Annotated in this window: 21 protein-coding genes; 5 read left to right on the top strand and 16 right to left on the bottom strand. The window is 70.0% G+C overall.

Annotation, left to right across the window (positions count from 1 at the left end; translation table 11 throughout):
- The first annotated feature begins 140 nt into the window (after nucleotides 1–140).
- Nucleotides 141–890 carry a hypothetical protein gene (locus ACFWU3_RS06305; RefSeq protein ID WP_384431950.1) on the top strand — a complete coding sequence of 250 codons (750 nt, stop codon included), beginning with the start codon at nucleotides 141–143 and terminating at the stop codon, nucleotides 888–890.
- Nucleotides 891–1,069: 179 nt separating this feature from the next.
- Here the strand turns inward: ACFWU3_RS06305 and ACFWU3_RS06300 are convergent, their stop codons facing one another.
- From ACFWU3_RS06300 to ACFWU3_RS06285, 4 genes are all read right to left on the bottom strand, one after another.
- Nucleotides 1,070–1,963: a geranyl diphosphate 2-C-methyltransferase gene (locus tag ACFWU3_RS06300; RefSeq protein ID WP_384431947.1), complete on the bottom strand. Its 894-nt coding sequence runs from the start codon at nucleotides 1,961–1,963 to the stop codon at nucleotides 1,070–1,072.
- 12 nt (nucleotides 1,964–1,975) lie between these two features.
- Nucleotides 1,976–3,238 carry a family 2 encapsulin nanocompartment cargo protein terpene cyclase gene (locus tag ACFWU3_RS06295; protein WP_384431944.1) on the bottom strand — a complete coding sequence of 421 codons (1,263 nt, stop codon included), beginning with the start codon at nucleotides 3,236–3,238 and terminating at the stop codon, nucleotides 1,976–1,978.
- 74 nt (nucleotides 3,239–3,312) lie between these two features.
- Nucleotides 3,313–4,725: a family 2B encapsulin nanocompartment shell protein gene (locus ACFWU3_RS06290; protein ID WP_384431941.1), complete on the bottom strand. Its 1,413-nt coding sequence runs from the start codon at nucleotides 4,723–4,725 to the stop codon at nucleotides 3,313–3,315.
- Between the two features lie 684 nt (nucleotides 4,726–5,409).
- On the bottom strand, nucleotides 5,410–6,360 hold the full coding sequence (locus tag ACFWU3_RS06285; RefSeq protein WP_384431938.1) for an SDR family NAD(P)-dependent oxidoreductase: 951 nt from the start codon (nucleotides 6,358–6,360) through the stop codon (nucleotides 5,410–5,412).
- A 909-nt stretch (nucleotides 6,361–7,269) separates the two neighbouring features.
- Between ACFWU3_RS06285 and ACFWU3_RS06280 the strand changes: the two genes are divergently transcribed.
- Nucleotides 7,270–7,875 (top strand): hypothetical protein, encoded by a 606-nt coding sequence (locus tag ACFWU3_RS06280; RefSeq protein ID WP_384431935.1) that lies wholly within the window; start codon nucleotides 7,270–7,272, stop codon nucleotides 7,873–7,875.
- Between the two features lie 201 nt (nucleotides 7,876–8,076).
- Nucleotides 8,077–10,767, top strand: coding sequence for a SpoIIE family protein phosphatase (locus tag ACFWU3_RS06275; protein ID WP_384431933.1), 2,691 nt, complete (start codon nucleotides 8,077–8,079; stop codon nucleotides 10,765–10,767).
- 241 nt (nucleotides 10,768–11,008) lie between these two features.
- Here the strand turns inward: ACFWU3_RS06275 and ACFWU3_RS06270 are convergent, their stop codons facing one another.
- Nucleotides 11,009–11,791 carry a CAP domain-containing protein gene (locus ACFWU3_RS06270; protein WP_384431930.1) on the bottom strand — a complete coding sequence of 261 codons (783 nt, stop codon included), beginning with the start codon at nucleotides 11,789–11,791 and terminating at the stop codon, nucleotides 11,009–11,011.
- 1,065 nt (nucleotides 11,792–12,856) lie between these two features.
- On the opposite strand from ACFWU3_RS06270, the gene ACFWU3_RS06265 reads away from it, so the two are divergent.
- Nucleotides 12,857–13,483 carry a phosphatase PAP2 family protein gene (locus tag ACFWU3_RS06265; protein WP_384432410.1) on the top strand — a complete coding sequence of 209 codons (627 nt, stop codon included), beginning with the start codon at nucleotides 12,857–12,859 and terminating at the stop codon, nucleotides 13,481–13,483.
- Between the two features lie 22 nt (nucleotides 13,484–13,505).
- Here the strand turns inward: ACFWU3_RS06265 and ACFWU3_RS06260 are convergent, their stop codons facing one another.
- From ACFWU3_RS06260 to ACFWU3_RS06245, 4 genes are read right to left on the bottom strand one after another with little or no spacing between them, the layout of a single operon-like run.
- Nucleotides 13,506–14,831 (bottom strand): glutamate-1-semialdehyde 2,1-aminomutase, encoded by a 1,326-nt coding sequence (locus ACFWU3_RS06260; protein WP_384431927.1) that lies wholly within the window; start codon nucleotides 14,829–14,831, stop codon nucleotides 13,506–13,508.
- A gap of 7 nt (nucleotides 14,832–14,838) precedes the next feature.
- On the bottom strand, nucleotides 14,839–15,390 hold the full coding sequence (gene rfbC, locus ACFWU3_RS06255) for a dTDP-4-dehydrorhamnose 3,5-epimerase (protein ID WP_384431925.1): 552 nt from the start codon (nucleotides 15,388–15,390) through the stop codon (nucleotides 14,839–14,841).
- Nucleotides 15,387–16,634, bottom strand: a complete 1,248-nt coding sequence (locus tag ACFWU3_RS06250) for a polysaccharide pyruvyl transferase family protein (RefSeq protein WP_384431922.1) — start codon at nucleotides 16,632–16,634, stop codon at nucleotides 15,387–15,389. The genes rfbC and ACFWU3_RS06250 overlap by 4 nt, the downstream gene beginning before the upstream one ends.
- Entirely contained in the window at nucleotides 16,631–17,578 is a 948-nt protein-coding gene (locus ACFWU3_RS06245) for a glycosyltransferase family 2 protein (RefSeq protein ID WP_384431919.1), read from the bottom strand. The genes ACFWU3_RS06250 and ACFWU3_RS06245 overlap by 4 nt, the downstream gene beginning before the upstream one ends.
- Nucleotides 17,579–17,736: 158 nt before the next feature.
- Here ACFWU3_RS06245 and ACFWU3_RS06240 point away from each other — a divergent pair, with 158 nt between their 5' ends.
- Nucleotides 17,737–18,945 (top strand): RNA-guided endonuclease InsQ/TnpB family protein, encoded by a 1,209-nt coding sequence (locus tag ACFWU3_RS06240; protein WP_384431916.1) that lies wholly within the window; start codon nucleotides 17,737–17,739, stop codon nucleotides 18,943–18,945.
- 13 nt (nucleotides 18,946–18,958) lie between these two features.
- On the opposite strand, the gene ACFWU3_RS06235 is transcribed toward ACFWU3_RS06240, so the two are convergent.
- From ACFWU3_RS06235 to ACFWU3_RS06205, 7 genes are read right to left on the bottom strand one after another with little or no spacing between them, the layout of a single operon-like run.
- Complete coding sequence (locus ACFWU3_RS06235) at nucleotides 18,959–20,257, bottom strand: hypothetical protein (RefSeq protein WP_384431913.1); 1,299 nt, start codon at nucleotides 20,255–20,257, stop codon at nucleotides 18,959–18,961.
- On the bottom strand, nucleotides 20,254–21,528 hold the full coding sequence (locus ACFWU3_RS06230) for a DUF4910 domain-containing protein (protein WP_384431911.1): 1,275 nt from the start codon (nucleotides 21,526–21,528) through the stop codon (nucleotides 20,254–20,256). The genes ACFWU3_RS06235 and ACFWU3_RS06230 overlap by 4 nt, the downstream gene beginning before the upstream one ends.
- On the bottom strand, nucleotides 21,525–22,589 hold the full coding sequence (locus ACFWU3_RS06225; RefSeq protein WP_384431908.1) for an NAD-dependent epimerase/dehydratase family protein: 1,065 nt from the start codon (nucleotides 22,587–22,589) through the stop codon (nucleotides 21,525–21,527). The genes ACFWU3_RS06230 and ACFWU3_RS06225 overlap by 4 nt, the downstream gene beginning before the upstream one ends.
- Before the next feature lie 3 nt (nucleotides 22,590–22,592).
- Nucleotides 22,593–23,240 (bottom strand): PIG-L deacetylase family protein, encoded by a 648-nt coding sequence (locus tag ACFWU3_RS06220; protein ID WP_384431905.1) that lies wholly within the window; start codon nucleotides 23,238–23,240, stop codon nucleotides 22,593–22,595.
- Nucleotides 23,237–24,046, bottom strand: a complete 810-nt coding sequence (locus ACFWU3_RS06215) for a glucose-1-phosphate cytidylyltransferase (protein WP_384431902.1) — start codon at nucleotides 24,044–24,046, stop codon at nucleotides 23,237–23,239. The genes ACFWU3_RS06220 and ACFWU3_RS06215 overlap by 4 nt, the downstream gene beginning before the upstream one ends.
- On the bottom strand, nucleotides 24,043–25,278 hold the full coding sequence (locus ACFWU3_RS06210) for a class I SAM-dependent methyltransferase (protein WP_384431900.1): 1,236 nt from the start codon (nucleotides 25,276–25,278) through the stop codon (nucleotides 24,043–24,045). Before ACFWU3_RS06210 ends, ACFWU3_RS06215 begins: the two co-directional genes overlap by 4 nt.
- On the bottom strand, nucleotides 25,275–26,519 hold the full coding sequence (locus ACFWU3_RS06205) for a glycosyltransferase (RefSeq protein ID WP_384431897.1): 1,245 nt from the start codon (nucleotides 26,517–26,519) through the stop codon (nucleotides 25,275–25,277). The genes ACFWU3_RS06210 and ACFWU3_RS06205 overlap by 4 nt, the downstream gene beginning before the upstream one ends.

Genomic DNA, 26,519 nt, shown 5'->3' with positions numbered 1-26,519 from the left:
GTCTTCGCGAGCGCGAAGATCGTGCCGTCGGCCGTGGTGTGGCGAAGGGGTCGCGTGCCCTGCGAACGTTGTTGGGGGAGCAGGGTTGCCCCCGTAGATACTGACCCTCATGGACGACGTGGCGGCGAGGGGGGAACGGCATGATTTCTGAGCCGGAGGTGGCGGGGGAGTTCGGTGGGGCGGAGCCCCGGGAGGTGATCGGCGACTTCGACCAGGAGCCGGCGGGAAGACGTATACCCCGGACACGATGGGTGTGGGCGCTTGGCGGGGTGGTCGTGGCATCGGCTGTGTGGGTGGCAGCGCTGCCCCTGCTCGGGGCACTCGATCGGAAGCCGGACATGCACGGGTACGCGCTGGACCAAGACCTCTGTCGTTCCCTTCAACTGCGGTCGATCGGCGGGGCGATCGCTCCGAGAGAGACCACTCCCATGACCGACTCAGGGCTGTTGGAGCACCCTGCACTCGACCAGATCCAGTGCCTCATTTCTCTGGGATCACCGACGAGCGGGGACGCGGATGGAGGTGGGTGGTCCATCCACTACACCGTCGGACTCGACGTGGCGCTGCACAAGAAGGCCGACCCTGCCGTCGAATTCGAGGCGCGGCGACGAGTGACTGATCTGGGCGTTGTTCCTGAAGAACTGGTGGAGACGATTCCGGACCTCGGCGACGAGGCGTATCTGGTGACGCCGGATGCCGGGAGTTCGGAGCTGAGAGTGGTGGAGGGCGGCGCGGTCCTTTCACTGCAACTCTCCGCCTCCACGCAATACCAGGGTGCCGACGACAACGATGAGGTGGTGGGGGAGGGGCCGGACACCCCCGATGTGTCTCAGTACCGGTCCGCGTTGATCGGCGACATGCGTGACCTGATGTCGAGGCTCAAGCGATGAGTCCGAGAAGTAACCGTTGCGAGCAGGTGGCGGCGTCCGCTCCTGCGGTTCTCGCTCACACTCCCACATGCTGGTGGCCTTCGTGACGAGGTGGGTGCGCCGATGGGACGGACCCGCCAGATGGTGGGTCCGCCCCACTGGAGTGGTGGTCCGCGTCGGCGCCGGTCGGCCGCGCTCCGTCAGATGCGGTCGGCGGCGATCAGGAGGTACTGGAAGGAGCCGTCCTTGTAGGAGTTGATGAACGCCTCTTCGATGCCGGTGACCAACTTGGACGTGGCCCGCAGCTCCCAGTAGGGGAGGGTCGCGGGGGTCAGGTCGACAACAGCCTGCGGTACGAGGCGGTTGTCGGCCATCGCGCGCAAGTACTCCCGGCGTGAGTGGATGTTGCACTCGAAGTGTGCGTTGATCTGGGAGACCCACTTGGAGGGCTGGCCGTAACGGGGGTTCCAGCAGCCGGTGATGGTCACGTAACGGCCGCCCACCTCCAGGACGCGGGAGTGCTCGGCGAAGAGGTCGTCCAGGTCGACGTACATGCTGGACTCGTTGTTCCAGGAGGCAGCGGCCCGACCGGTCTCGAAGGGCGTGTTGAGCATATTGCAGACACGGGCGTGGACATGGTCCTCGATACCGAGTTCACGGGCGCGCCGGTTGGCGAACTCAGCCTGTTTGGCGGACAGGGTGACGCCTTCGACCGTGCATCCGAAGCGCTGGTGGGCCATGACCATCGAGCCGCCGCGGCCGCAGCCGGCGTCCACGAGGGTGTCGCCGCGCCCGATGGAGCCGAGGTGGTCGAGGAGGAGTTCGGCCTGCGCCGATTCGAGCCGGTGGAGCTCCGCGATCAGCCGCTTCTCGTACGCACTGTCATCGGCGTCGCCGAGGGCATCGTGGTCGATGTCACCGATGCCGTAGTGGTGGTGGTAGAGGCCGTCGACGTCGCCGAGGCGCAGGTTCACCGGCCTGGCCTCGTGGTCCCAGTAGCGGGCGATGTCCCCCTGGTAGGGAGTCGTCGGGGCCGGGATGAACGCGGAGGGTGCTGCGGAGGCCTCGGTGGTGGTGAGTTCGGCGCTCGTCATGTGAATCCATCCTTACCAGAAGTCGGGCAGGCTGTAGCGGTAGGTGTTCGTCTGGTGCCAGTAGTGGTTGCCGTCGACCCATGCGGCGACGCCCCGCAGGAATCGTTGGACGCCCGGGACGGGGCAGGCCGCGGAGAGAGCGGCGGCCTCGTCCTCGAAGGCGTGCATCAGGTCGTTGTGGACCTCGACCGCCTTGAGGTACGCGTCCTGCTCCGACGCGCCCTCGCGTTCGGCGATCACCACCGGCAGGTTCAAGTGCTTGCCGGGGGCGGCGAGTTCCTTGGTGTAGGAGTACAGGTCGTTGACGATGGTGGTGGCGTTCCCGGCGAGCGCGATCACGCGCTGCATGGCGGGCTGCGCGTGGAGGTCCGCCGGCAGCTCGTAGCCTCCGACCGTGTCCGTGATGGTGGGGCAGGGGCGGAAGTTGTTGAACTGCCGCATCGCCAGGTACTCCCAGACCTCCGGCACGTGGTCGGTCTGACTCCAGGCGGCCTCGGCGAGGTACCCGAGATGCAGACGTGCCATGTCGTGCCGGTAACGGTCGGCCTGGGAGGGGGTGGACTGCTGGACGAAGTACTCCATGGCCGAGCGGTACGCACGGCGTGGGGCGTCCGAGTGCAGGGACTGGGCCCACTGCGGCCGGTACTCCTCCGTGGTGTGGAGGTGATCGAGGGCGGTGTGCGCCAGCAGGAGCCGACCGCCGAGGCCGATGGGCGAACCACCGTGGTCCTCGCAGTAGCAGTCGTCCACCGCGTTCTCGGCGACCATCAGCCGGGTGGCGATCATCAGGTGGTCGACGGACGGTGCGTCCGGATGGCAGGCCACCATGTAGCGGCCCACCGAGAAGCCGTCGAATTGGTCCTCCCACTCGTCCGGGTACAGGTCGACTTCCTCCAGCGCCCAGGCCTTGATCCGTGAGCTGACCTCCTCCACCCGTACCTGGTCGGGTTCCGCCACGGGGTGGTGGTAGAGGCCGGGGATCGGGTGGCCCACGGGCGTTTCCGCCTCGGGGGGCTTCGGCGGGCCTTCGCGCGGGGTCAGATACAGGCTCGCCGTGCCCAGACCACTGGGGCCGCGCAGGACCCTGGCCAGAGCGGACGGGACGGACGGGACGGGCGGATCAGGCGGATCAGGCAGGACGGGTGGCTCGGGCGGGACGGGCGCGACGGTGACTTCGGCGGCGGAGGCCCGTACGGCGTCGACGACGGGCGCCCCGAAGCGGGCCGCAGCGGCCGGCAGGCTCGACTGCACGGCGGAAGGCCCGGGATCGGACATCCAAAGCTCCTTGATGAGGCGGGTGACTGCCCCGGTTCCGGGCGGTCCCGGCCGGCCGGGGGTCCGGACCGTGCCTAGGCGGGCCGACGGGCGATCTGCACGTTCTCCAGCACGCCGAGTGCGTCGGGCACCAGAACGGCGGCGGAGTAGTAGGTGGTGACCAGGTAGGAGATGATCGACCGTTCGTCGAGGCCCATGAAGCGCACCGACAGACCGGGCTCGTACTCCTCCGGCAGACCGGTCTGGCGGAGCCCGATGACGCCCTGGTTCTCCTCGCCCGTTCGCATGCAGAGGATCGAGCTGGTGTTCTCCTTGGTGATGGGGATCTTGCCGCACGGCAGGATCGGCACGCCGCGCCAGGCCGGGACCTGCTGTCCGCCGAGATCGACGTGGTCCGGGTAGAGCCCGCGGGCGTTGAACTCGCGTCCCATCGCCGCGATCGTCCGAGGGTGGGCGAGAAAGAACTTGGAGCCGCGGCGGCGGCACAGGAGCTCGTCGAGGTCGTCCGGAGTCGGCGGCCCCGAATGGGTCTGGATGCGCTGCTTGAAGGAGGCGTTGTGGAGCAGTCCGAACTCGCGGTTGTTGACCAGCTCGAACTCCTGCCGCTCGCGCAGCGCTTCGATGGTGAGCCGCAACTGCTCCTTGGTCTGGTTCATCGGCTCGTTGTAGAGGTCGGCGACCCTGGTGTGGACCCGAAGCACCGTTTGCGCGATGGAGAGTTCGTACTCGCGCGGGTGGGGCTCGTAGTCGACGTAGGTGCCGGGCAGTTCGGGTTCGCCGGTGTGGCCGGCCGACATCGCGATCTCGGCCTCGCCGTGCCGGTTCTGCCGCTGCTGCGGCAGCGCACTGAATTCCCGTACGTGGGCCTGGAGTCCGGGTGCGGCTGACAGCACGGCGCTGAACTCGTCGCGGGACAGGGTGAGCAGGGTTCCGGCGGTTTCGGCGGTGGCGGTGGAGTCCCATGTGGCGTCGGAGGACAGCAGGGCGTGATCACCGAAACGCTCGCCGTCGGCGAGCACGGCGACGGCGATGTCGTCGCCGTACTTACCCACGGAGGTCTGCCGGATCCGGCCGTGGGCGATCAGGTGGATCTGCTCGGCAGGAGCGCCGCGCTCGGCTAGCACCTCGCCCGCGCGGAAGTCGCGCTGGACGCACCGCCCGGCGAGTGCGGTGAGTACCTCGTCGTCCTCGAAACCACGCAGCAGGGCCAGTTCCCTCAGCTCGCGGGGGATCACCCGGACATGGGCGCCGTCCTGCACGAACTCGACGCGGCCGTCGCCGACGGTGTAGCTGAGCCGGCGGTTCACCCGGTAGGCACCGCCCTTGGTCTCCACCCAGGGGAGCATCCGCAGCAGCCAGCGGGAGGTGATCTCCTGCATCTGCGGGGCGGACTTGGTCGTGGTGGCGAGGTTGCGGGCGGCTGCCGTGCCGAGACTGGACTGCGGGGGCGGTTCCAGTTCGGCTTCCGGGCTGGTCTCAACGGTCATCGGGCGAGGACTCCTTCGGGGCGGCGGCCGGCATACGAACGCGTTGCCGGTGAAAGGGAAAAGGGAGTGAATATCGGGATTCCGTCCGGATGCCGGTTCACCGTAGTGGCCGTTGCACCCCGTCTGACCTGGAAAACCGTCGGGATTACTTCGATGCAGTGGCAATGTGATCTGCGACGTTTGCCCGACGACCGACGAGATCCGGTCACATCCAAGATTTTTCCCTGCGGGGGAGGGGGAGGCGTGCTGACCAGGCCCGGAAGCGGGGGAGGGGGCGACGTGAACCACTCTCCGGGTGCCGGAGCCTGCGTGGATGCCGATCCGGCCACGCTCCTCGGCCGCGAAGTGACCTTGCGGTGATAAGCAATGGGGGAGGGTGGCCGTCCTGCGGGCGACTCGTCCTTCACCAGCGGGCGGGCCGTGGGGACGATGTCCGCCGGCCGGTACAGCGGGCTGCTGCGATCGGCGTCATCGACGGACGCCCGAACGAGGCGACAACTGCCCTACGTGGTCGACTGATCGAGACTCTCGCCCACTTCCGGGGGTGGTTACGGAGACGTCTCCGCGCCTCGATGATCTGGATCAACGCCCGTAATGCAGGCAACCGGTTCCGACGGAGAGCCCCGGTTGGCCGGACCGAGCACCGCAGTTGGCTCCAGGAAAGGACTGCCCTGAGCGCGGCGTCTACTGGAAGCCCAGGTGCGGATCGGTGCCGGCCAACTCACCGCTGGAGGCCCACAGGCGAGCAGCGATCGCCGGATCGGCCATATGAGAGGGGACGGGCTCACGCCGTGGTGTGCCACGCAGGCCGAAGAACCTCGGCCCCCACAGCTGCCCTCCCCGCACCCCCGAGTCGAGGACGGCACGGACGACGGGCCATGCTCCGGCGTCCTTGCCCTGCACCAGGAGCCCGGCGGGCAAGGCGCGCAGTCGCTCGGCGGGTGTGGTCATGTGTACCGGCGGACGCGACGGGGTGAGGGAGTCCAGCGCGCCGCCGGGGTGGGCCACCACACTGAGCACCGTGCTGCCGACGGCTCGCAGACGGCGATCGAGTTCGAAGCCGAAACACATCTGCGCCAGCTTCGATCGGCCATAGGTGCGCTTGGGCCGGTAGTCCCGGGTCGACTGCAGATCGCCCAGATCCAGTCGCTCGGACCGCGCCGCGAAGCTTCCGACCGTCACGATGCGGCCTGCCGGCGCCGCTGACAGCAGGGGGGCAAGCTGTTGGGTGAGAGTGAAGTGGCCGATGTGGTTGGTGCCGAACATCAGCTCGTGGCCATCCTCGGTCTCCCGACGCGGCGGGGCGTCGAGCGCGACCCCTGCGTTGTAGACCACCGCGTCGAGATGATCGAGGTCCAGCCCGTCCACGGCGGCCTTCGGTGACGACAGGGCGGCGAGGTCCAGTTGAAGATGCCGGACGTGCGCGCCGGGGACGCGCGAACGGATCGAGGCCATGGCAGCGTCCGCCTTCGCGGCGTCCCGACTGCCGAGCACCACGACGGCACCGGTGGCGGCGAGCTGCTCCGCGACGAAGTAGCCGATTCCCGCGTTGCCGCCGGTGACCAGGAAGGTCCTCCCCTCAGCAGACGGCAGCCGGTGAACGTCCCACGGCCGGCTCCGGGATGGGAAAGACACGATGACGGGGCTCCTTGTGCTCGGGCGGCGTGCTCATCGCGAGCACCAACCCGCCCAACATCGCAGCCCGCACCGACAAACGGCCGACAGGTCACGGCCACCGCCGACAGGTCCCCGACGCCCCTCACAGTCCCGAGCGGCTGCCTGCCGGCAGGATCGGGTGCCCGGTCGTCACAGCGAAGGTGAGACCGCTCGGCCCGAGGCGCTGGAGCGAGCCCTCCTGGGTGACCTTCCGCCGGCCCTCCTGCGCGTGTGCAGTACCACCCAGCAGGCGAGGGCGACGGTGGTGACAGTCCAGGCCGCGAACCACAGCGAGAGCCACCAGCGAGGATCGGGGCGCAGAAGTGCTTCCGTGGCGGCCAGTGAGACGGCGACGGACAAGCCGCAGCACAGGAACAACGCCGCCCAGACCACAGCGAGACGCCTCCTGTGTTCGGCTGCCTTTCGCTGTACCTCGCGGTTCCTCATGGTCCCCCTTGATGACGCGTCGAACAGCCGGGCCGGCACCCGCCGTGCCAGGTCCGGGTGTTGGGCGTTGCAGTTGCCTGGAAGGCGAGTGCTCGGCAGGCCGTGTTCCACGCGCTACGGAGGTGTGACGGCGGTCACACATGCCTCGGTGTGAGCTGGCGACGTTTCGCTCCGCGTCTGCCGCTCCAGTCGGTCATCCGCCGCAGGACCGGTGCGAAGACGCTGTCCCGGTGTGTCGCCGCCCGCTGTGACCTTCGCTCCTTGAGTTCAGCGCCCCCCTCGGCCGATCGCCCCCGTACGCCGACCAGGCGCCGTGTCCCCGACGTTTGCCCGCGGTGAGCGATGGAAAGGTCGAGTCCGACGTACGGTCGACCGACCGGCTGAGCCTCACCCGGCGGGGGCCGGTTCTCCTTGACGCCGTGACCGAACGGGAGCCCGCCGATGCGCCTCTACGCCCAGACTCCAGCTCGCCGGAACCGCCAGGTGCTCGGGGACCTGATCGCCCTGGTCCTGATGGCTGCCGCAGTGAAGTTCGCCCTGGTCGTGCACAAGGCGATCATGCTGTTGGTCGAGCCGGGGCGGAAGGTCGAGAGTTCGGGCGACAACCTCGCCTCCGAACTCGACAACGCCGGCGACGCGGCCTCGGACGTGCCGCTCGTCGGCGACCTGCTGAAGAAGCCGCTCCAGTCCGCAGCCGACGCGAGTACCGGGTTCGCCGACGCCGGACAGTCGCTCCAGGACACCGTCAGCCAGATCGCCACCCTGACCACTACGGCTCTGATCGTCATTCCCGTGGTCTTCGTCCTGCTCCTGTGGCTTCCTCCACGCCTGCGCTGGATGCGGCGCAGTGGCGATCTTCGACGCCTCCTCGACGCACCCGGAGGCGCGGATCTGCTCGCCCTGCGCGCCCTCACCGGTCCGCCCGGCGATCTTGCCAGGCTCCAGGCTCCTCCCGGCGGTCTCGCCGACGCTTGGCGCCGCGGGGACCAGCACGTCATCGCCGACCTGTCCGAGGTCGCACTCCGGCGGGCCGGCCTGCGGCCCTGACCGGGGAAGCAGGGCAGGTTCCCCCTTCGGGCCCTGCGCGGTTCTCGGGCTCCGGGGGCGTGGTCGCCGACCGCGCCACTCGACCCAGGGCACCGTGGGCCGGCAGGCCCCTGTCCAGCGGCTACCGGGTAGGTATAGCCCGATTACCTCCAGTGATGCTAGAAAGGACGCGTGATCAGGCGTTTTGACCGATTCCGTGGTGTGTCGGTTCAACCACGGATCGACAAGCGCCCCAGGAGCGTCGCCGGGCAGGTGTTCCTCCTGCAGGTGGTGGTCGTGGTCCTGCTCGTTCTGGTGGCGGTCGTGGCGCTGCTGCTTCAGTCCCGGTACGACGGCGACCGAGAGGCCAGGACGCGATCGATCGCCGTGGCGGAAACGTTTGCGCAGACACCGGGTCTGCTCGCGGCTCTGGAGTCGCCCGATCCGGCCCGCATCCTCCAGCCGATCACCGAGGAGACCCGTAAAGCCGCGGGCGTGGACTTCATCGTCGTGATGGACACCAAGGGGATCCGCTACACCCACCCGCAGCCGGAGCGGATCGGTCAGCGATTCGTGGGCACGATCGAGCCCTCGCTGGCGGGAGAGGTCACCGTCGAGAGTGTCGACGGTCCTCTCGGCCAGGAGGTGCAGGCCGTGGTCCCCGTCACCGCGCCCAACGGCTCCGTCGTGGGCCTGGTCTCCGCGGGCCTCACCGTCGAGAGCGTCACCGGCGCGGTCTACCAGCAGCTGCCGGTCATCCTCGGCGCGGGCGCCGCGGCCCTCGCGCTGGCCATGGGCGGTACGGCACTGGCGGCGAGACGGCTGAAACGGCAGACCCATCTGCTCGGCCCGGCCGAGCTGGCCCGGATGTACGAGCACCACGATGCGGTGCTGCACGCCGTGCGCGAAGGTGTCGTGATCATCGGCGACGACGGTCGGCTCGTACTGGCGAACGACGAGGCCAGACGGCTGCTGGACCTGGATCCCGACTGTGAGGGCCGGCGCGTCGCCGATCTGCCCGGTCTCGATGCCGCGACGGCGGATCTGCTGGCCTCCGGACGTGCGGCCACGGACGAGGTCCAAGCGGCCGCGGACAGGCTGCTGGTGGTCAACCAGCGCCCGACGCACGGGTCGGCCGGCCCGACGGGCGCCGTGGCCACCATTCGCGACTCCACCGAGCTCCAGGCGCTGACGGGCCGCGCGGAGATCGCCCGTACACGGCTCAAGCTGCTGTACGACGCCGGCGTCGGCATCGGCAGCACACTCGACGTCAGGCGTACCGCCCAGGAGCTGGCCGACGTCGCGGTGCCCCGCTTCGCCGACTTCGTCACCGTCGACATCGCCGACCCCGTCCTGCACGGGGAGGAGCCGAACGGCGCGGGGACCATGCGACGCACCGGCGTGAGCGGTATCCGTGACGATCATCCGCTCTATCCCCGGGACCGACTGATCATGTTCGTGCCGTCCACGCCACAGGCCCGCGGGCTGGGCAGTGGGCGGGCAGAGGTCGTGACCGATCTGTCCCAGGCGCCGGGCTGGCAGGCCCAGGACCCGGAGCGGGCGAAGGAGATCGTCGAGTACGGCATCCACTCGCTCATCACGGTGCCGCTCCAGGCCCGGGGTGTGGTCCTCGGCGTGGCCAATTTCTGGCGCTCGCAGAAGCCGGGCGCCTTCGAGGACGAGGATCTCTCCCTGGCCGAGGAGCTGGTCGCCCGCGCCGCGGTGTCCGTGGACAACGCGCGCCGCTACACGCGCGAGCACGCGTTGGCCGTGACGCTCCAGCGCAGTCTGCTTCCCCGCACCCTGCCGGAGCAGAGCGCGGTGGAGGTCGCGCACCGCTATCTGCCGGCGCAGTCAGGGGTGGGCGGCGACTGGTTCGATGTCATCCCGCTGCCGGGCAGCCGGGTGGCGCTGGTGGTCGGCGATGTCGTCGGCCACGGTCTGCACGCCGCGGCGACGATGGGGCGACTGCGCACCGCGGTGCACAACTTCTCCACGCTCGACCTGCCGCCGGAGGAGATCCTCGGCCATCTCGATGATCTCGTCGGGGGCCTGGACCAGGACGAATCGGACGGCGACGGCGGGACGGAGATGACAGGCGCGACCTGTCTCTACGCGATCTACGATCCGGTCTCACGGCGTTGCACCATGGCCCGTGCCGGGCATCTGCCGCCCGCCCTCGTACGCCCGGACGGCACCGTCGAGTTCGCTGACCTTCCGGCCGGCCCACCGCTGGGACTCGGCGGTATGCCGTTCGAGGCCGCCGAGTTCGAGCTGACCGAGGGGACCCAGCTCGTGCTCTACACGGACGGACTGATCGAGGAGCGCGGCCGGGACATCGACGTCGGCATCGAGGAACTGCGTCGCGCCCTGGCGCATCCCGGGCGGCCGCCGGAGGAGAGCTGCCAGGCGGTGCTGAGCGCTCTGCTGCCCGCCCGTCCCACGGACGATGTGGCGCTCCTGATCGCCCGTGCGCGGGTGTTCGGGCCGGACCGGGTCGCAGAGTGGGACGTGCCGCGCGATCCGAGCGCGGTGGCGGGAACGCGGGCGGCGGCCGCGTCGCACCTGGACGAGTGGGGTCTGTCCGAGCTGGCGTTCAGCACCGAGCTCATCCTCAGCGAGCTGGTCACCAACGCCATCCGCTACGGCTCCGGAGCGATCCGGGTCCGGCTGGTGAACGACCACGGCCTGACCTGCGAGGTGGCCGACGGAAGCAGCACCTCGCCGCATCTGCGGTACGCCGCGACGATGGACGAGGGCGGCCGCGGGCTGTTTCTGGTGGCCAAGATGGCCGAACGCTGGGGCACCCGCTACACGCCCGAGGGCAAGATCATCTGGGCTCAGCAGGCCCTGCCGGGGGAGAACGGGGACGGCGAGGCGCTGCTCGAGCTGTTCGACACCGAGGGCATGTGACGGGGAGACCCGCGCGGGGAGGTTCACGGGACGGGCTGAGACAGTCGGGGAGGGGCGCGCCGGCCGGCATGCCATATCGGACATGTCCGGACGGCGTCCGCTGTCTCCCGAAGGCGACCACCACCTCTCCGGCGGCGAGATGGTGCTCAGGGCCGCCGGTGAGGTGGGTGATGGTGGACAGGCCGGTGGCGATGCGGGCGCATCGGTGCCGGTGCTGTCGCGCCCGTCTTCGCGGTTCCGGCTATCGGGCGGTGCCGAAGTCCTGCGTCCAGTAGTCGTCGGGCTGCGCGTGACCGACGCCGATCTCCTTGAACGCACAGTTGAGGATGTTGCTCTTGTGGCCGGGGCTGGCCATCCACCCCGCCATGACGCTCTCGGGGGTGTTGTACCCGTAGGCGACGTTCTCGCCGTAGGTGCTCCATTGGTAGCCGGCGCGCGTGATCCGCTGACCCGGATCCGATCCGTCGGAGCCGGTGTGGTCCATGTTCCGGTGGGTTGCCATGTCCTTGCTGTGATCCTGCGCGGCCTTGGCGAGCTTCGCGTTCGACTTCACCGGGGAGCATCCCGCCTTGCTGCGCTCGGTGTTGACGAGGGCCACGACCCGGGCGATGTCGCCGGACGCGGGTGCGGCGGGCTTCGGGGTTGCGGGCTTGGGCGCTGCGGGCTTCGGCGTGGTGGGCCTGGGTGCGGCCGGCTTCGGTGTGGCGGGCTTCGGTGCGGCAGGCTCGGGGGCCGCCGGCTTCGGCGCGGCCGGCTTCCCGGTGCCGGGTGCCGTCGTGGGCTTCTGCGCGTCGGGGCCGGTCGGCTTCCGGTCCCACGTGTCCCTGTCCCATCGCCGGTCGGTCTTGTCCCCCTGCCACCGCTGTTCGGCGTGTGCGTTCTTCCAGTGGCCGTGCGACCGGGTGTCCTGGGTCCCCTCCGGGTCCATACAGGCCATGGCGACAGAGGGCACACCCACGGCCGCCATGGCGACGGCAGCGATGGTGATCTTCCGGTAGTGCTTCGTCCTGCGGTGCTTGCTCATGTGTGACCTCACTCGGCATCGCGGAGCGCCACCGAAAGCGGTTGGCCCGGTCCGTTCTGTGGGTGACCAGTGGTGGCGCCTTTGCGGGCAGCCATTGTTAGGACCGCTGCACGCGGAGGGCAACGACCAGCGACTACGGCACACGATCGTAGGTTCGGATCGCCCTTGCCAAGAGCGTGCGGGCGTGTATGCGGAACCATCCACGCCCTTTGACGCCCCATCAAAAGAGCCCGTGCGCCCGACGAGGGGTCGCCTACGCGACGAGGCCTGAAAGCCGCCGGGCACCGTATGAGGTGTGCTCATTGAGAGATGGACAAATATCCCTATGTCACCAGGTGAGGTCACTGCCGGTGGCCCGCCTGGCACGGGAATGTCTGTGGCGGATGTCACGGAACCATTGCTTCCGCTTCGTCTCCGCCCCTTGAGGGGTCGCGGTCAACCCCCGCCACTCCCAGCGCGCGCCATCGGCAACGAACGGGCGCTTCGAGGGAGATGGTGCGCAAGTGGTGCGAATCGTGGCAGAGGGTTCCGCGCCGAATAAGCCATTCCAGGGCAATCGCGCCAGATACTCGCAACCGTCCCATGTTTGGGCAACAAGGTTTCGTCGGAGGCGACGTTGCCGTGCAGAATGCTGTGGGCGGTGCCGCGGATCTCCGGAGAGCGACCGTCTGGCACCGGCCTTCGGGGCGAGGATGTTCGCGACGGCAGCAAAGCGGTGGCACCGAGGTTGGTCCGGTGCTCGGTTCGACCGAGCCGCGGGAGTCGGGCATGACCAGTGAGAGATGCCGCGACTGAGGAGCGTTCCGCGGTTCCATCAGGAGAGGGGACTCGTGGGCGGCCGACACGCCGAGGGGCCGGCGATCGCAAACAGGAAGGCGCTGACGCATGGCTGTCCACCGGTCGGATGAAGCGTCGCACCTTCGCCCTGCCTCCAGGAGTCGCGATCCGGAACACCCTCTGCCGTTGAGGGCAGAGCACCTCGGACCCACCGGACGCGGTGGGCGTGCGGCCGGCCGGTCGGCGTCCGCGGTGCTGCCCCCAACGCTGCGCGCATGGCTCGGGCTGATGGCGGCCCTCGCCGCGCAGGTGGTCGTCTTCCTCGGCGTCGTGTACGCAGGCCGGGGCGAGCCCGGACGGGTCGACAGCTGGATCATCCGGCCGACGGCGGACAGTGTCGGCCCGCCGTGGCGGGACGTCGCTCTGGCCATCGACGTCCTGGGAGAGCCGGTGGGAGCGGCGATGCTGGTCGTGGCCATCGCGACGGGCTGCCTGCTGCTTCGGCGTCCCCGCGCGGCGGTGTTCGTCGTTGCCGGCTCCGCCCTGGCCGTGGCGACGACGACGCTGCTCAAGCCCCTGGTGGGACGCACCATCCACGGAGCCGACAACCTGTCCTATCCGAGCGGGCACACCGCCTTCTTCACCGCGCTGGTCCTCGTGGTGGTGATGCTCGCGACCGGCCGGCTCCGTCTCGGCAGGACGGCCGGCATGTCGGTCGTGCTCGCCGCAGCGCTGGTCGCGGCCGCCGCCATGGGCTGGGCACAGGTCGCCCTGGGCGCCCATTACCCGACGGACGCCCTCGGCGGCTGGTGCACCGCGCTGGCGGTGATCCCGGCGACCGCCTGGCTGGTCGACCGGATCGCCGACCGGCTGGTCGATCGGAGAGCCGGTGCCGGTCGGCGGGAGCCTCGCTGACGTCACGTCACGTCGCCTCACGTCACGCCAAGCGGCGGAACACGGGCTTCACCGGCCGTCCCCCGAGCCACGGCGTGGGGTCCCCGGCGTCAAGTGCCTTCCGGTACACCGCACATGCCTGCGCCACCACGTCGACGGTGTGATCGATGTCGGCGTCGCTGAGCGCGCTGCTCACCACGAGCGACGGCGCCAGCACCCCGCCCGCGAGAAGACTGCGCAGAAGGAGGGTTCGGTACTGCTGCGACGGCTGCCCGCGCTCGTCAAGGGTGGCGAAGACCAGGTTGCTGGCCCGGCCCCGGACGACGACATGGTCGCCGACGCCCATGACGCCCGCGACATCCCTGACGCCGGTGGCCAACCGCTCGCCGAGGGCATGCAGTTGTGCGGTGATGCCCTCCTCGACGTAGGTGGCCTGCACGGCCATCGCTGCCGCCAGTGAGTGCGTTTCCGCACCGTGCGTGGTGGACAGCAGGAACACCCGCTCGTCGAAGTGACGCAGTCCGCCCCGTTCCATCAGCTCACGGCGCCCGGCCAGTGCGGAGACGGCGAAGCCGTTGCCCAGCGCCTTGCCGAAAGTGGAGAGGTCCGGGACGACGCCGTACAACCCCTGGGCGCCCGCCTCGGACCAGCGGAAGCCGCTGATCATCTCGTCGAAGACCAGCACGCAGCCGTGCCGGTCGGCCAGTTCGCGCAAGCCGGCCAGATAGCCGGGCGGCGGCTCGGTGTGGCCGGCGGGTTCGAGGATCAGACAGGCGACCTCGCCCTGATACCGGGTGAGCAGCTCCTCCGTCGCGGCAAGGTCCCCATAGGGGAACGCCACGGTGAGGTCGGTGATCGCCGACGGAATACCGGCGGACATCGGCGTGGAGCCGATGAACCAGTCGTCGACGGAGAAGAACGGCTGGTCGCCGCAGATGGCCACCCGCGAGCGCCCGGTGGCGGCGCGGGCGAGGCGCACCGCGGCGGTGGTCGCGTCGGAACCGTTCTTCGCGAACTTCACCATCTCGGCGGTCGGCACCGTGGCCAGGAAACGTTCCGCCGCTTCGGCCTCCACGATCGACGGCCGGACGAAGTTGCTGCCACGGTCGATCTCCCGTCGCACCGCCTCGACCACGCGCGGGTGGGCGTGGCCGAGGCTGACCGACCGCAGGCCGGAGCCGTACTCGATGTAGCGGTTGCCGTCCACGTCCCACACATGGGCACCGCGGCCGTGGCTGATGACCGGGGCCAGATCCTCGGGGTACTGGTCGTCGCCCTTGGCGTAGGTGTGCGCACCCCCGGGGATCACGGCGTGCAGCCGCTCGTTCGCCGCCCGCGACAGGGGCAGTTGGAACTCTTCGCTGTCCACGCCGACCTCAACTCTCTCTGTGCTTCAGGACCTCGGCGAGGCTCGGCGCCTCCCGGTCCCGCTGGGACATCGACGTGACCGGCAGCGGCCAGGGGATGGCCAGCTCCGGGTCGTCGAAAGCGATCGTCACGTCCTCGGCCGGATCGTGGCGGCGGTCTATCCGGTACGAGGTGTCGGCGATCTCGGACAGCGCCTGGAAGCCGTGCGCGCACCCCGCCGGGATGTACAGGGTCGCCTGCGTATCGCCCGACAGCTCGAAGGAGGCGTGGTCGCGGTAGGTCGGCGAGTCCGGCCGCAGGTCGACGACGACGTCGAAGATCTGCCCGTAGGAGCACCGCACCAGCTTGGCCTCGCCGGCGCCGGAGCGCAGGTGCAGGCCGCGCAGCACGCCGCGGACCGAGCGGGACACGCTGTCCTGGACGAAGGCGTTCGGATCGAGGCCCACCGAGCGGACCACGTCGGCGTCGAAGGTGCGGCAGAAGAAGCCGCGCTCGTCGGCGTACGACGTCGGCTCGAAGAGGTACGCGCCCGCGATCGCCGGGACTTCGGTCGCCTTCATGGTGTCTCCTGCCGGGTGCGGGCGTGTCCGTGGCCGGTCGCCGGGAACAGAGCGGCGGTCAACGCGGTGAACTGGTCCTCGAGTTGGCGGGCGGCGACCAGGTTCCGCTCGGCGAGGATGTGCCGCAGCTCCGCCGACTGCTTCTCCAGCGCCCGGAACTGTTCCAGCAGCCGGTCGGCGTCCACCTCGCGAGCCGGGTGGCAGTACCCGTCCAACCCCATCCGATCCATGAGCGCGTCGCTCTTCGCCGCATAACTCAGGGCGAGCGTCGGGGTACCGACCTTCAGCGCGCAGATCAGGTTGTGATACCGGGTCGCAACGACGCTCTCGGCAGCCGCCATCTCCTTCATCAGGTCGGCCAGCGTGGCCGCCTCGGCAGCGGTGACCAGCGGCGAGTCCACCGCGTCGAGGATCGCGGAGACCACCGGCGCGTCGCACTCGTCCCCGGTGAGCAGCCGAACCGGCCTGCCGTCCTCGGCCAGTGCGCGGACGAACCTGGTCGTTCCGTCGAGGTAGCGCCGGTGGATCTCCTCGGCCCGGGCGCGGTCGTCGTTGCCCCCGTGGAAATCCATGACGCCGACGCACACCGGGCCCGGCGGGACCGAGAGCCCGTCGGGACCGCCTGTCGACGGTGTCGGCAGGGCGAAGGCGAGGTCCGGGTAGATCTCGTCGCGCGCGGTGTCCACGCCCATCGCCCGCATCGCGTCGCGGGACTGGGTGTCCCGGTACGACCGGTAGGCGGCCAGCCGTGCGGACCGGCGCACCAGAGCCCGGGTCGCCCGGTCGCCGATCGCGGTGGCGCCGACGCCGACCAGCGCGACCCGGGTGCGGAACAGCCGGCCGGTCGCGCAGAGCAGGAACAACGAGTACGGGAAGCCCCACGGCCGCAGGGGCAGTGTTGCCTCCAGGACGCCCATGCCCGGCACGATCACCACGTCGTGCTTGCGTACCCAGGCGGCGGTGCGGAACGCGTCGACGAGTTTGCCCAGACCCTTCGCCACCATCGCGCCCGCACGGGACGCGGTCCGGTACTCCCCGCGGTACCAGTGCAGCCGCGTCGCGGGGATCCCGTACCGGGACGCCACGACCTCGGGCCCGCCGCACAGCGCGTCCACCACGGCCTCCGGGTGCTCGGCGCGGAGGTACCCGAGCACGGCCTCGAGCGACCCGTCGTTGCCGAGGTTGCCGGAGCCGAGCAGTCCGAACACCCCGACACGCACCGGGGTTTCGCCCACGGACGTCACGCCTGCCTCCCCTCACGCCCGGCGACGACGGCATCGACGGAGACGGTGAGCCGGCCCGGGTCGACCGGGGCGCGGTCCTCGACCCGTTCGCCGGCGCCGGGCCGGACCCGGCTGGTCATCCAGGCGGCCAGGTGGCGGAAGCACGCGCGCCGGTCGGCCGGGGACAACGGCGCCCGCCGGATCGCCGCGACGAAGCCCCAGACGTACTCGGCGAGCAGTCGGGGCGTCGGGTGCAGCTTGCCTGCCCGGCGCGGGTCCAGGTTGACGCACCGGGAGCGCTTGGACGGGTTCGCCCGCTCGGCGCGGGTGGGGTGGTCGCGGCGGAAGTACAGCAGCTCCGGCACCTGGTGGAAGGGGCCGTTCAGGACGATCTCGGCGACGAAGGTGCGGTCCGCGTGGTGGTAGCTGTTGTGCGGCCTCACCCGGCGCAGCATGTCGGCACGCATCACCCCGTAGAAGTCGTCGCCACCGGGCTCGAACAGGAAACTGCGGAAGCGCTCGGGCGCGTGCGGCGAGGCGGTGGCGAGCCCGTACTCGTAGGGGACCTTCAGCTGTCCTTCACCGTCGATGACTGCCTGGTCGGAGTGCGCGAGGATCACCTCCGGCCGCTCGTCCAGCGCCTCCACGCACCGTCGCAGCAGGTCGCGGGCGTAGAGGTCGTCATGCGAGGCCCACTTGAACAACTCGCCGCGGCACTCGGTGAACACGTAGTTGTGGTTCGGTGCGGCGCCGATGTTCCGCAGCAGCCGGATGTACCGGATACGTGTGTCCTGCGCGGCGTACTTGCGGCAGATGTCCTCGGTCCCGTCGGTCGAGGCGTTGTCGGAGATGACCAGTTCGAAGTCCTCGTAGGTCTGGCCGAGCAGGGCGTCGAGCGATTCGGCGAGGTACTCCTCGCCGTTGTACACGGGCAGGCCGATGCTCAGTCTGTGAATGGCAGTCATCGGGATTCCTTTGTGAATACCCCGGCCTTGAGGCCGGAGAGTAAACGGATCCCTGCGCAGCAGGGGCGGGAACGCCGCGTCGCCGGTGGAGCGATTCGATGTGTACCATCCACCTGCTGACAGCTCGTGCTCACATGCGAATTGATAGAATGTGAGGCATGGTGCAGCAGGTGAAGCGGGCGTTCAAGTATCGCTTCTATCCCACGGACGAGCAGGCGGCGGAGCTGTCGCGGACGTTCGGCTGCGTCCGCCTCGTGTACAACCGGGCGCTGGAGGAGCGAACCCGCGCCTGGTACGGGGAGCAGCGCCGTGTCTCCTACGCCCAGACGTCTGCTGCGCTGACTGAGTGGAAGAAGACTGAGGAACTCGCCTTTTTGACCGAGGTGTCTTCCGTTCCGCTCCAGCAGGCACTTCGCCACCTGCAGACGGCGTTCGGGAACTTTTTCGCCAAGCGGTCCAAGTACCCACGGTTCAAGTCGAGGAAGATGTCTCGTGCGAGCGCGGAGTACACTCGCTCCGCTTTCAAGTGGAGTGATGGCAAGCTCACCTTGGCGAAATTGGCGGCGCCGCTGGACATTCGCTGGTCGCGGCCGCTCCCGGAGATGGCGGAGCCGACCACTGTGACTGTCTCGCGTGACGCGGCGGGTTGCTGGTTCGTGTCCCTGTTGTGTGAAGACACCATCGCCCCTGCCCCGGCCACGGATGCCGTGGTCGGGGTCGACGCCGGAATCACCTCGCTGGTGGCCCTGTCCACTGGGGAGAAGATCACCAACCCCCGGCACGAGCATCGCGATCGAGCCCGGCTCGCCACAGCGCAGCGGGAACTGTCCCGTAAGGCCAAGGGCTCGAACAACAGGGAGAAGGCCCGCCGGAGGGTGGCCAAGGTTCACGCTCGGATTGCCAACCGCCGCGGGGACTTCCTGCACAAGCTCACCACTCGGCTCGTCCGTGAGAACCAAACGGTCGTGATCGAGGATCTCACCGTCCGGCATCTGCTGAAGAACCGTAAGCTTGCGCGCGCCATCTCGGACGCGTCGTGGACGAAACTGCGCTCCATGCTGGAGTACAAGTGCGTCTGGTATGGGCGGGAACTTGTAGTGATTGACCGCTGGTTCCCCAGCTCGAGGCAGTGCGGAACCTGCGGACGAGTCCGCGAGAAGTTGCCGCTGAATGTCCGCGAGTGGACGTGCACCTGCGGCGCTTTGCATGATCGTGACGTTAACGCGGCACGCAACATTCTGGCCGCCGGGCTGGCGGCAGCGGCCTGTGGAGACGGTGTAAGACCTCAACGGGAGACCTCCCGGACGGGGCTGTTGTCGGTGAAGCAGGAAACCCAGCGGGCGACCGCTGGAATCCCCCGCCTGTAGGCGCGGGAGGAGGTCAAGGCGTCCTCGCTTCGGGGATGGTGTCCTGGTGGTGTTCGCGCAGTGCGGAGCGCAGCTGGAGCCACCACACGGCGGAGCCGGCGAGCGTCGCTGCGGCGACGCCCCAGGCCGAGCCGACCGTGCCGCCCAGCGCGGCTCCGCCCAGCCCGCCTGCCACATAGCAGGCGGAGGCGAACAGTTGGCAGCGCAGACTGCGCCGGGCCGCGGCGAGCGCGCGCAGCCCCGCCGCCGCGCCGGTGCCGAGCCCGGCCCATGCGACGCCGAGGGTGACCGGCACGATGAGTTGGGAGGCGGAGTGCCAGACGTCGCCGAGCACGAGTTCGCCGAGCCGGTCCGGCATCAGGAGCAGCGCCCCGCCCCAGAGCAGCGCGGCGGCGGCCTGCCCGCCCCCCAGCAGGAGGCAGAACCTGCCGAGGCGGTGCGGGGACCGCCGCAGCACTCGTGCCGCCTCCGCGACCGTGACCAGCGAGAGGCCCATCAGCAGGGCGAGGAACGGGCCGAGGAGGAGCTCGGCGCCCCGGACCGCACCCACCGCGCCGACCCCGACGATCACACCGAGCCCGTACGCACGCAACTGGCCGGCGCCGCTGAGGCTGACGTTCTCGACGAGGTACCGGTATCCGAGGTCGCGTTGCTCGCGGAGCCACGCGCGTGCCTGGGTCGTCCGGGGCCGGATGCCGGACTGGATGTATCCGTACCCCGCGGCCACCGTGGCGGACGCGCCCCAGGCGAGCACGAAGGCGGCAACGCTGCCCGCGTGGGCCGCCACGACCAGGGCCGGGACGAGTGCGATGCCCCACACGAGGTCGTTGACGAACGCCTTCCGCCCGAGGCCCGCGGCGAAGAACGAGTACCGCCAGGCGTCCTGGAGCAGCAGCCCCGGCAGCATGACGCCGAGGCACGCGAACGCGGGTCCCACACTGCCGCCGAGAGCGACGCCGATGGCCAGACACAGCGCGCCGATGGCGGCGCCGACGACGAGCGCGGTACCCGACGACCGGGCCACCGCCCCGCGCCAGGACGCGTCCGACACGCCGCTGAAGCGCACCACGAGCGGATCGGTGGCAAGGCCGCGGGAGACGTTGAGCACCACGCCGTACGTCACCCAGGCGAGGCTGAACACGCCGAACGCCGTCACGCCCAGCGAGCGCGCCACGTAGACGCCCACCGCGAAGTTGCTGATGCTGGAGGCCGCCTGGTCGGCCAGTCCCCAGGACAGCCGCCCTGCGAAGGCACGCCGGGCGGATCCGGCTGCTGCCGTCGCCTTCTCCTCCTCGATGGCCATCCGCGTCATGCCTTGATCAGACCGGCGCCGTGCAGGGCGTCGGCCGCGGCGGCGACGGTGTCGAACGGCAGCCCGGACCGCTCGGCGACGTCCAGCAGACTGTGCTCGCCGTCGGAGAGGCTGAGGACCCAGAGCATGGCCATCTGCGCCTGCTGCGCGTCGCTGCGGCCGCCGAGCGAGTCGTACAGCCCGCGCCGCCCCAACTGCGGCTCCCCGTAAGGGCTCAGGTTGAGATACCGCCGGTTGCGGTCCAGCAGGGCGAACGCCTCGCGGCAGACGGCGAGCGTGTCCGCCATGGCCGCGGGGGAGACGAAGTCCGGGTTGTCCGCCGAGGTGTGGTACTCGGGGTATCCGGCGTACGGGGTGCGGCTGAGCGAGCCCACGCCGAGATTGAACCCGGGTGTGCAGTACTGCCGTTCGTCGTAGCCGTAGGGGGTGAACTCGTTGACGTGGTGGGGGCGTTCGGAGGCGGCGAGGACGTGTCGCATGACTTTGTCGATCTCGGCGTCGCCGCGTCTGCTCTGTTTGTACGTCAGTGAGCCCGAGTCGCCGGCGCAGGCCAGCACGAGCCCGTGCTTGACGCTCTCCACCCGCTCCGCGTTGCGGGCCAGCCAGGTGATCGCCCCGATGGTGCCGGGTGCGTAGATGAACCGGTAGGTGTAGTACGGCGTTTCCTGCGCCAGTGCCCGGGCCAGGTGCGTCGCCACCGCGATGCCCGCCAGGTTGTCGTTGGCCAGCGATGGGTGGCAGATGTGGCAGGAGACGATCACCTCGTCGGGGACCTGACCGGGGATCACATGCTCGGCGTAGGTGAGGTGGCCGTCCGCGAGGGTGGAGTCGATGCGTACCTCGTAGTCGCCGTCCGGCAGCGCGTCCAGGGTCTCCTGCGACAGGCAGAATCCCCACTCCGGCTTGTAGTAGCTCGTGCGGTACGGCACCCAGCTCGGGTGGTCCGGCAGGGTGTGCAGGTGTGCGCGCAGTTCGGAGAGCGGCATGGTGCGGGACACCGGCACGCTGTAGCCGAGCACGTGGAGGCTGGACGCGGCGAAGTCGACGACCCGGTTGCCGGCGGCGTCGGCGATGTAGGCGTCCCGGATGTTCCACTCCTGGGGCACCGTCCAGTCGAGTACCGGTGTCCCGGTCGGCACCTCGTGCACCTGGAGCGGGACGTATTCGCCGACGATGTCCAGGGTGGCGCGTACACCGTCGCCGGTGATGCTCCGGCAGAGCGGGTAGAGCCGCTCCACCAGTGTGTGCATGTCCTCGCCGGCAGAGGTCATCGGCGCCACCGCAGGGTGTCGTCGACGGCGCCGGCCTCTGACGCCGCGCGCAGCACGGCGAGGCGGGTGAAGCGCTGCTCGAAGTCCTCTCGCGTGAGCCCGTGTTTCCGGTAGGCGTCGGCGAGTTCGAGCGCGCCCTGCTTGACTGTCCACTCGCAGTCGAAGCCGGGTATCGCGGCGCGGAACCGGGAGAAGTCCACGCGGTACGAGCGCGGATCGGCGCCGTTCTCCCCGGTGATCTTCACCTGTGCGCCGGAGACCGCCTCGGCGACCTGATCGGCGATCTCGGCGACCGTGACGTTGTTGATCTCGCTGCCGATGTTGAACGCCCGGTCGTGAACCGCCTCGCGCGGCGCGGTGAGCGCGGCCGCGAAGGCCCGTGCGATGTCGGCGGCGTGGACCAGCGGACGCCAGGGGGTGCCGTCGGAGAGCACCAGCACCTGGCCGGACAGGAGCGCGTGGCCCACCAGGTTGTTGAGCACGATGTCGGCGCGCAGCCGGGGTGAGAAGCCGAAGGCGGTGGCGTTGCGCATGTACACCGGGCTGAACTCGGCGTCGGCCAGCGCGTGCAGATCGTCCTCGACCCGCACTTTCGACTCCGCGTACGGCGTCACCGGGCGCAGCGGGGCGTCCTCGGTCACCAGGTCGTCACCGCCGGAGGCGCCGTACACCGAGCAGGTCGACGCGTACAGGAAGCGCCGCACTCCGGCGTCGCGGGCCAGCCGCGCCATATGCACGGACGCGTGGTGGTTGATGTCGTAGGTGAGCTCCGGAGCCAGCGATCCCAGCGGGTCGTTGGACAGGGCGGCCAGGTGGATCACGGCGTCCACCCCGGCCACATGGTCGGCCGTGACGTCGCGCAGGTCCACCCGGTGCCCCATCGGGGCGCCGCCCACAGGCGCGCCGGCGCCGACTGGGGGAGGGTCAGCGGGCGGCGGGCCCAGCACGCAGTCGGCGAACAGGCCGGCGTCGAGCCCGACGACCTCGTGTCCGGCGGCCGTGAGCACCGGGGCCATGACGGTGCCCAGATAGCCCTGGTGCCCGGTCAGAAGTACGCGCAAGGTTCATTCCCCCAGGTCGAGAGTGAGTTTGGTGACGGCGAAGGCCTCGGCGTAGCGCGCCTGGCATTCGATTCCGCGGATCCGGGCCAGCCCGAGGAAGGCCTCCCGGTCGTACCAGGGCCGGTGCCGCTGCGACGGGTAGTGCTCCTGCAGCAGCCGCACCTTCTGTTCGGCGGTCTCCGGCGTCAGCGGCTGGTACGCGGACGGACGGCCGAGGTCGCCGTCCCACTTGACGATCTCGTAGCCGAGGACGAGGTGATCGCGGAACGCGGTGGGTATCAGCTGCGCCAGGCCGCGGTGATCCTGGTGCGCGTCGTCGGTGCGCGGGGCCAGGATCAGATCCGGCTCGGTCTGTCCGCGCAGCTCCTCGACCGCGGACTTGGCCTCCTCCCAGTGCGCGGGCAGACGGCCGTCCGGCAGCTTGTGCACGGTGAGCCGCAGGTCGGCGCCGGGGCAGAAGGCTGCCAGCGCGGCCCGCTCCTCCTGCTCCCGGTCGCTGCCTCCGCCGGAGAGCACCAGTGCGTCGATGCGGATACCCGGCCGGGCGAGGCACAGCGTCAGGAGCGTGCCGCCGGCGCCGATGGCGATGTCGTCGCAGTGCGCGCCCACCGCGACGATCCGGTCCAGACGTCCGGTGCCGAGCCGGATCATACGGTCCTCACCCCGGCCTTCGCCCCTTCGCCGTCCCGCTCCCACACGGCCCACGGGCGGTCGCCCCGGGCGTAGGCGGCGTCGAGCGCGGCCCGCTCCTTCACGGTGTCGGTCGGTTTCCAGAACCCGCGGTGCTGGTGCGCCACCAGCCGTCCGCGCTTGGCCAGTTGGGAGCAGCCGTCGGCGACCAGGTCCCCGTTCTCCGGGATGTGGTCGAAGATCTCCTGGCGGAGCACGAAGTAGCCGCCGTTCTCCCACAGCGGCAGCTCGCTCACCGCGGTGATGCCTCCCACCAGGCCGTCCTCGCCCAGGTCCACGCAGTGGAAGGACGACTGCGGCGGCACCACCATCATCGACGCACCGGCGTCGCGCCCGGCGAACCGGTCGATCATCTCCGGCAGCGGGGCGTCGGTGAGCACGTCGGCGTAGTTGGCGAGGAACATCTCGTCGCCGTCCAGGTGGTGGCGCACCCGGCGCAGCCGCTCCCCGATCGGTGACTCGACGCCGGTCTGCGCGAACGTGATCGTCCAGTCCGAGATGTCGGTGGACAACAGCTCGGTCCGCCCGCCTCGCAGCACGAAGTCGTTGGACGTCGTCTCCTCGTAGTTGAGGAAGAAGTCCTTGATGTGGTGGGCCCCGTATCCGAGGCACAGGATGAACTCCGTGTGCCCGAAGTGCGCGTAGTAGCGCATGACGTGCCAGATCAGCGGCCGGGGGCCGACCATCGCCATCGGCTTGGGCACGTCGTCGGGGGTTCCGTTGCGCATCCGCATTCCGTAACCGCCGCAGAACAAAACGACCTTCACGACGCGACCTCGACAATGCTCAGTTCCGGGATGGGGAAGACCAGCCGGCCGCCCCACTCGCCGATGAAGGACAGTTGCTCGACCAGCTCGGCCCGCAGGTTCCACGGGAGGACGAGGACGTAGTCCGGCCGGTCGACGGATATCTGGTCGGGCGGCAGGATCGGGATGCGGGTGCCCGGAGTGAACCTGCCGTGCTTGTAGGGGTTGCGGTCGACCGTGTACGGGAGCAGGTCGGGCCGGATGCCGCAGTGGTTGAGCAGGGTGTTGCCCTTGCCCGGGGCGCCGTAGCCGACGACCGTCTCGCCGCGGTCGGCCGCCTCGATGAGGAACCGCAGGAGGTCCCGGCGCACCGTGGCCACCCGGGCGGAGAACTCGGTGTACCCGGACAGCTCCTGGAGCCCGGCGGCCTTCTCCCGGGCCAGCACGTCGGTCACCCGCGCGGTCGGCTCACCGGCCGCCTCGGCCGGCCGTGCCCACAGCCGGATGGAGCCACCGTGCGTGGGCAGCAACTCGACGTCCACCAGCGACAGTCCGCCGCTGGCCAGCGCACGGATCGCGGCAGCGACCGTGTAGTACTGGAAGTGCTCGTGGTAGATCGTGTCGTACTGGTTGTCCTCGATCAGGGTCAGCAGGTGCTGCACCTCGATGGAGACCCAGCCGTCGTCGGCGACCAGGGCGCGCAGACCCTGGGTGAACCCGACCACGTCGGGGATGTGCGCGTACACGTTGTTGGCCACGACCAGGTCGGCCGGTCCGTGCTCACCGCGGACGGTGGCGGCGGTGGCCGGGTCCAGGAACTCCGTGAGCGTCGGCACCCCCGCGTCCCGCGCCGCCTTGCCGACGTTCACCGACGGCTCGATGCCGAGGCAGCGGATCTCGCGGTCCACCACATGCCTCAGCAGGTACCCGTCGTTGCTCGCGACCTCGACCACGAAAGCGTCGGTGCCCAGCCCCAGCCGCTGCACGGCGTCGGCGACGAACGTCCGTGCGTGCTCCACCCAGGAGGTCGAGAAGGAGGAGAAGTACGCGTACTCGCTGAACGTCTCCTCCGGCGTGATCAGCGGCGGGAGCTGCGCCAGCCAGCAGTCGGTGCAGACCCGCAGGTGCAGCGGGTACGCCGGCTCCGGCCGGTCCAGTTGGTCCGCGGCCAGAAAGCTCTCACATGGTGGCGTCGCCCCGAGATCGACGACACTCGCCATCGCCTCCGAGCCGCAGAGTCGGCATCGTGTCATGTGCTGTCCCCATCCCCCCTGCTCGCGCGGACGTTTCCGCCGCGAGCCAGTGCGGACCGTCCCGCGATCGCGGTGCGGTACTCCTCCAGCAGGCGCTCCAGGCCCACGGCCGGGCTGAACCCCTGCTCGTATCGGCGCCGGGCCGCCTGGCCCATGTCCCGGTTGCGGGCCGGCTCGGCCGCGATCCGGCGTACGCAGGACGCGAGCGAGGCCACCTCGCCCGGCCGGTGCAGCAGCCCGGTCACGCCGTCCTCGACGAGTTCGACGAAGGCGCCGTGACCGGCGGCGACGATCGGGACCCCCGCGGCCATCGCCTCGACGACCACGAGGCCGAACGCCTCGAGCCATGTCGAGGGAGCCACCACCGCGACTGATCGCGCGATGGCTTCCCTGCACTGGTCCGTGTCGTACAGGCCGACGTAGCGCACGTCGTCGCGGCCCGCCGCCCAGGCGGTGACCTCGTGCTCCAGCGGTCCCGTGCCGGCGATCACGAGCGGCACGCCCACACCGCCGCTCGCCGCGATCTCGTCCCACGCGGCCATGAGCAGCCGTACGCCCTTGGCCTCCGCGAGCCGGCCCAGATAGAGCAGATGCTCGCCCGAGCCTGACCGGCGGGCATCCGTGTCGGGCACGAAGTTGTGCTTCACCGCGAGCCGTTCGGCCGGCATGCCGGACCGCACCAGGACATCGCGCTGCGCCGCGGAGATGCAGAAGAACCGCTCCACGCCGGACCACCACCGCCGCCGGTTGACCGACAGGCTGATCGCGAGCGGCACCGTCGCGAGGCGGGAGTTCCGGTAGCAGCCGTGCCGGACGGCGGGCAGCGGCGCCGCCGACCCGACGCACTCGGTGCACGGCCGGCCGTCCCGTTGCAGCGTGCCGGGCGGGCAGATCTGGGTGTAGTTGTGCAGCGTGGCGACGGCGGGCACGTGGGCGTCCGCGCAGGCGGCCAGCACCGCGGGGGACAGGAGAGGGAAGACGTTGTGGACGTGCACCACGTCCGGCCGCTCGGCGCGCAGCCGGGCGGCGAGCTCCGTGCGGACCGCCGGGTTCCACGGCACGAGGAGCGGCACTGCGGCCTTGCTGAGCAGGGACCGGGCGGCGATGTCGTCGCTGCGCCGCTCGAACACCCCGACCTGATGGCCGGCCGCACGCAGCAGCTCCACCTCCTGGTCGACGACCTTGTTCTCCCCGCTCGGCTGCGCCGAGGCGTAGCGGTTGTGCACCACGAGAACGTGCAT

This window comes from Streptomyces sp. NPDC058685 (assembly GCF_042714725.1).
In the GTDB taxonomy this organism is placed as follows: Bacteria; Actinomycetota; Actinomycetes; order Streptomycetales; family Streptomycetaceae; genus Streptomyces.
Note: the sequence above shows the minus strand (reverse complement) of the source record. Positions and strands in the feature narration are given on the sequence as shown.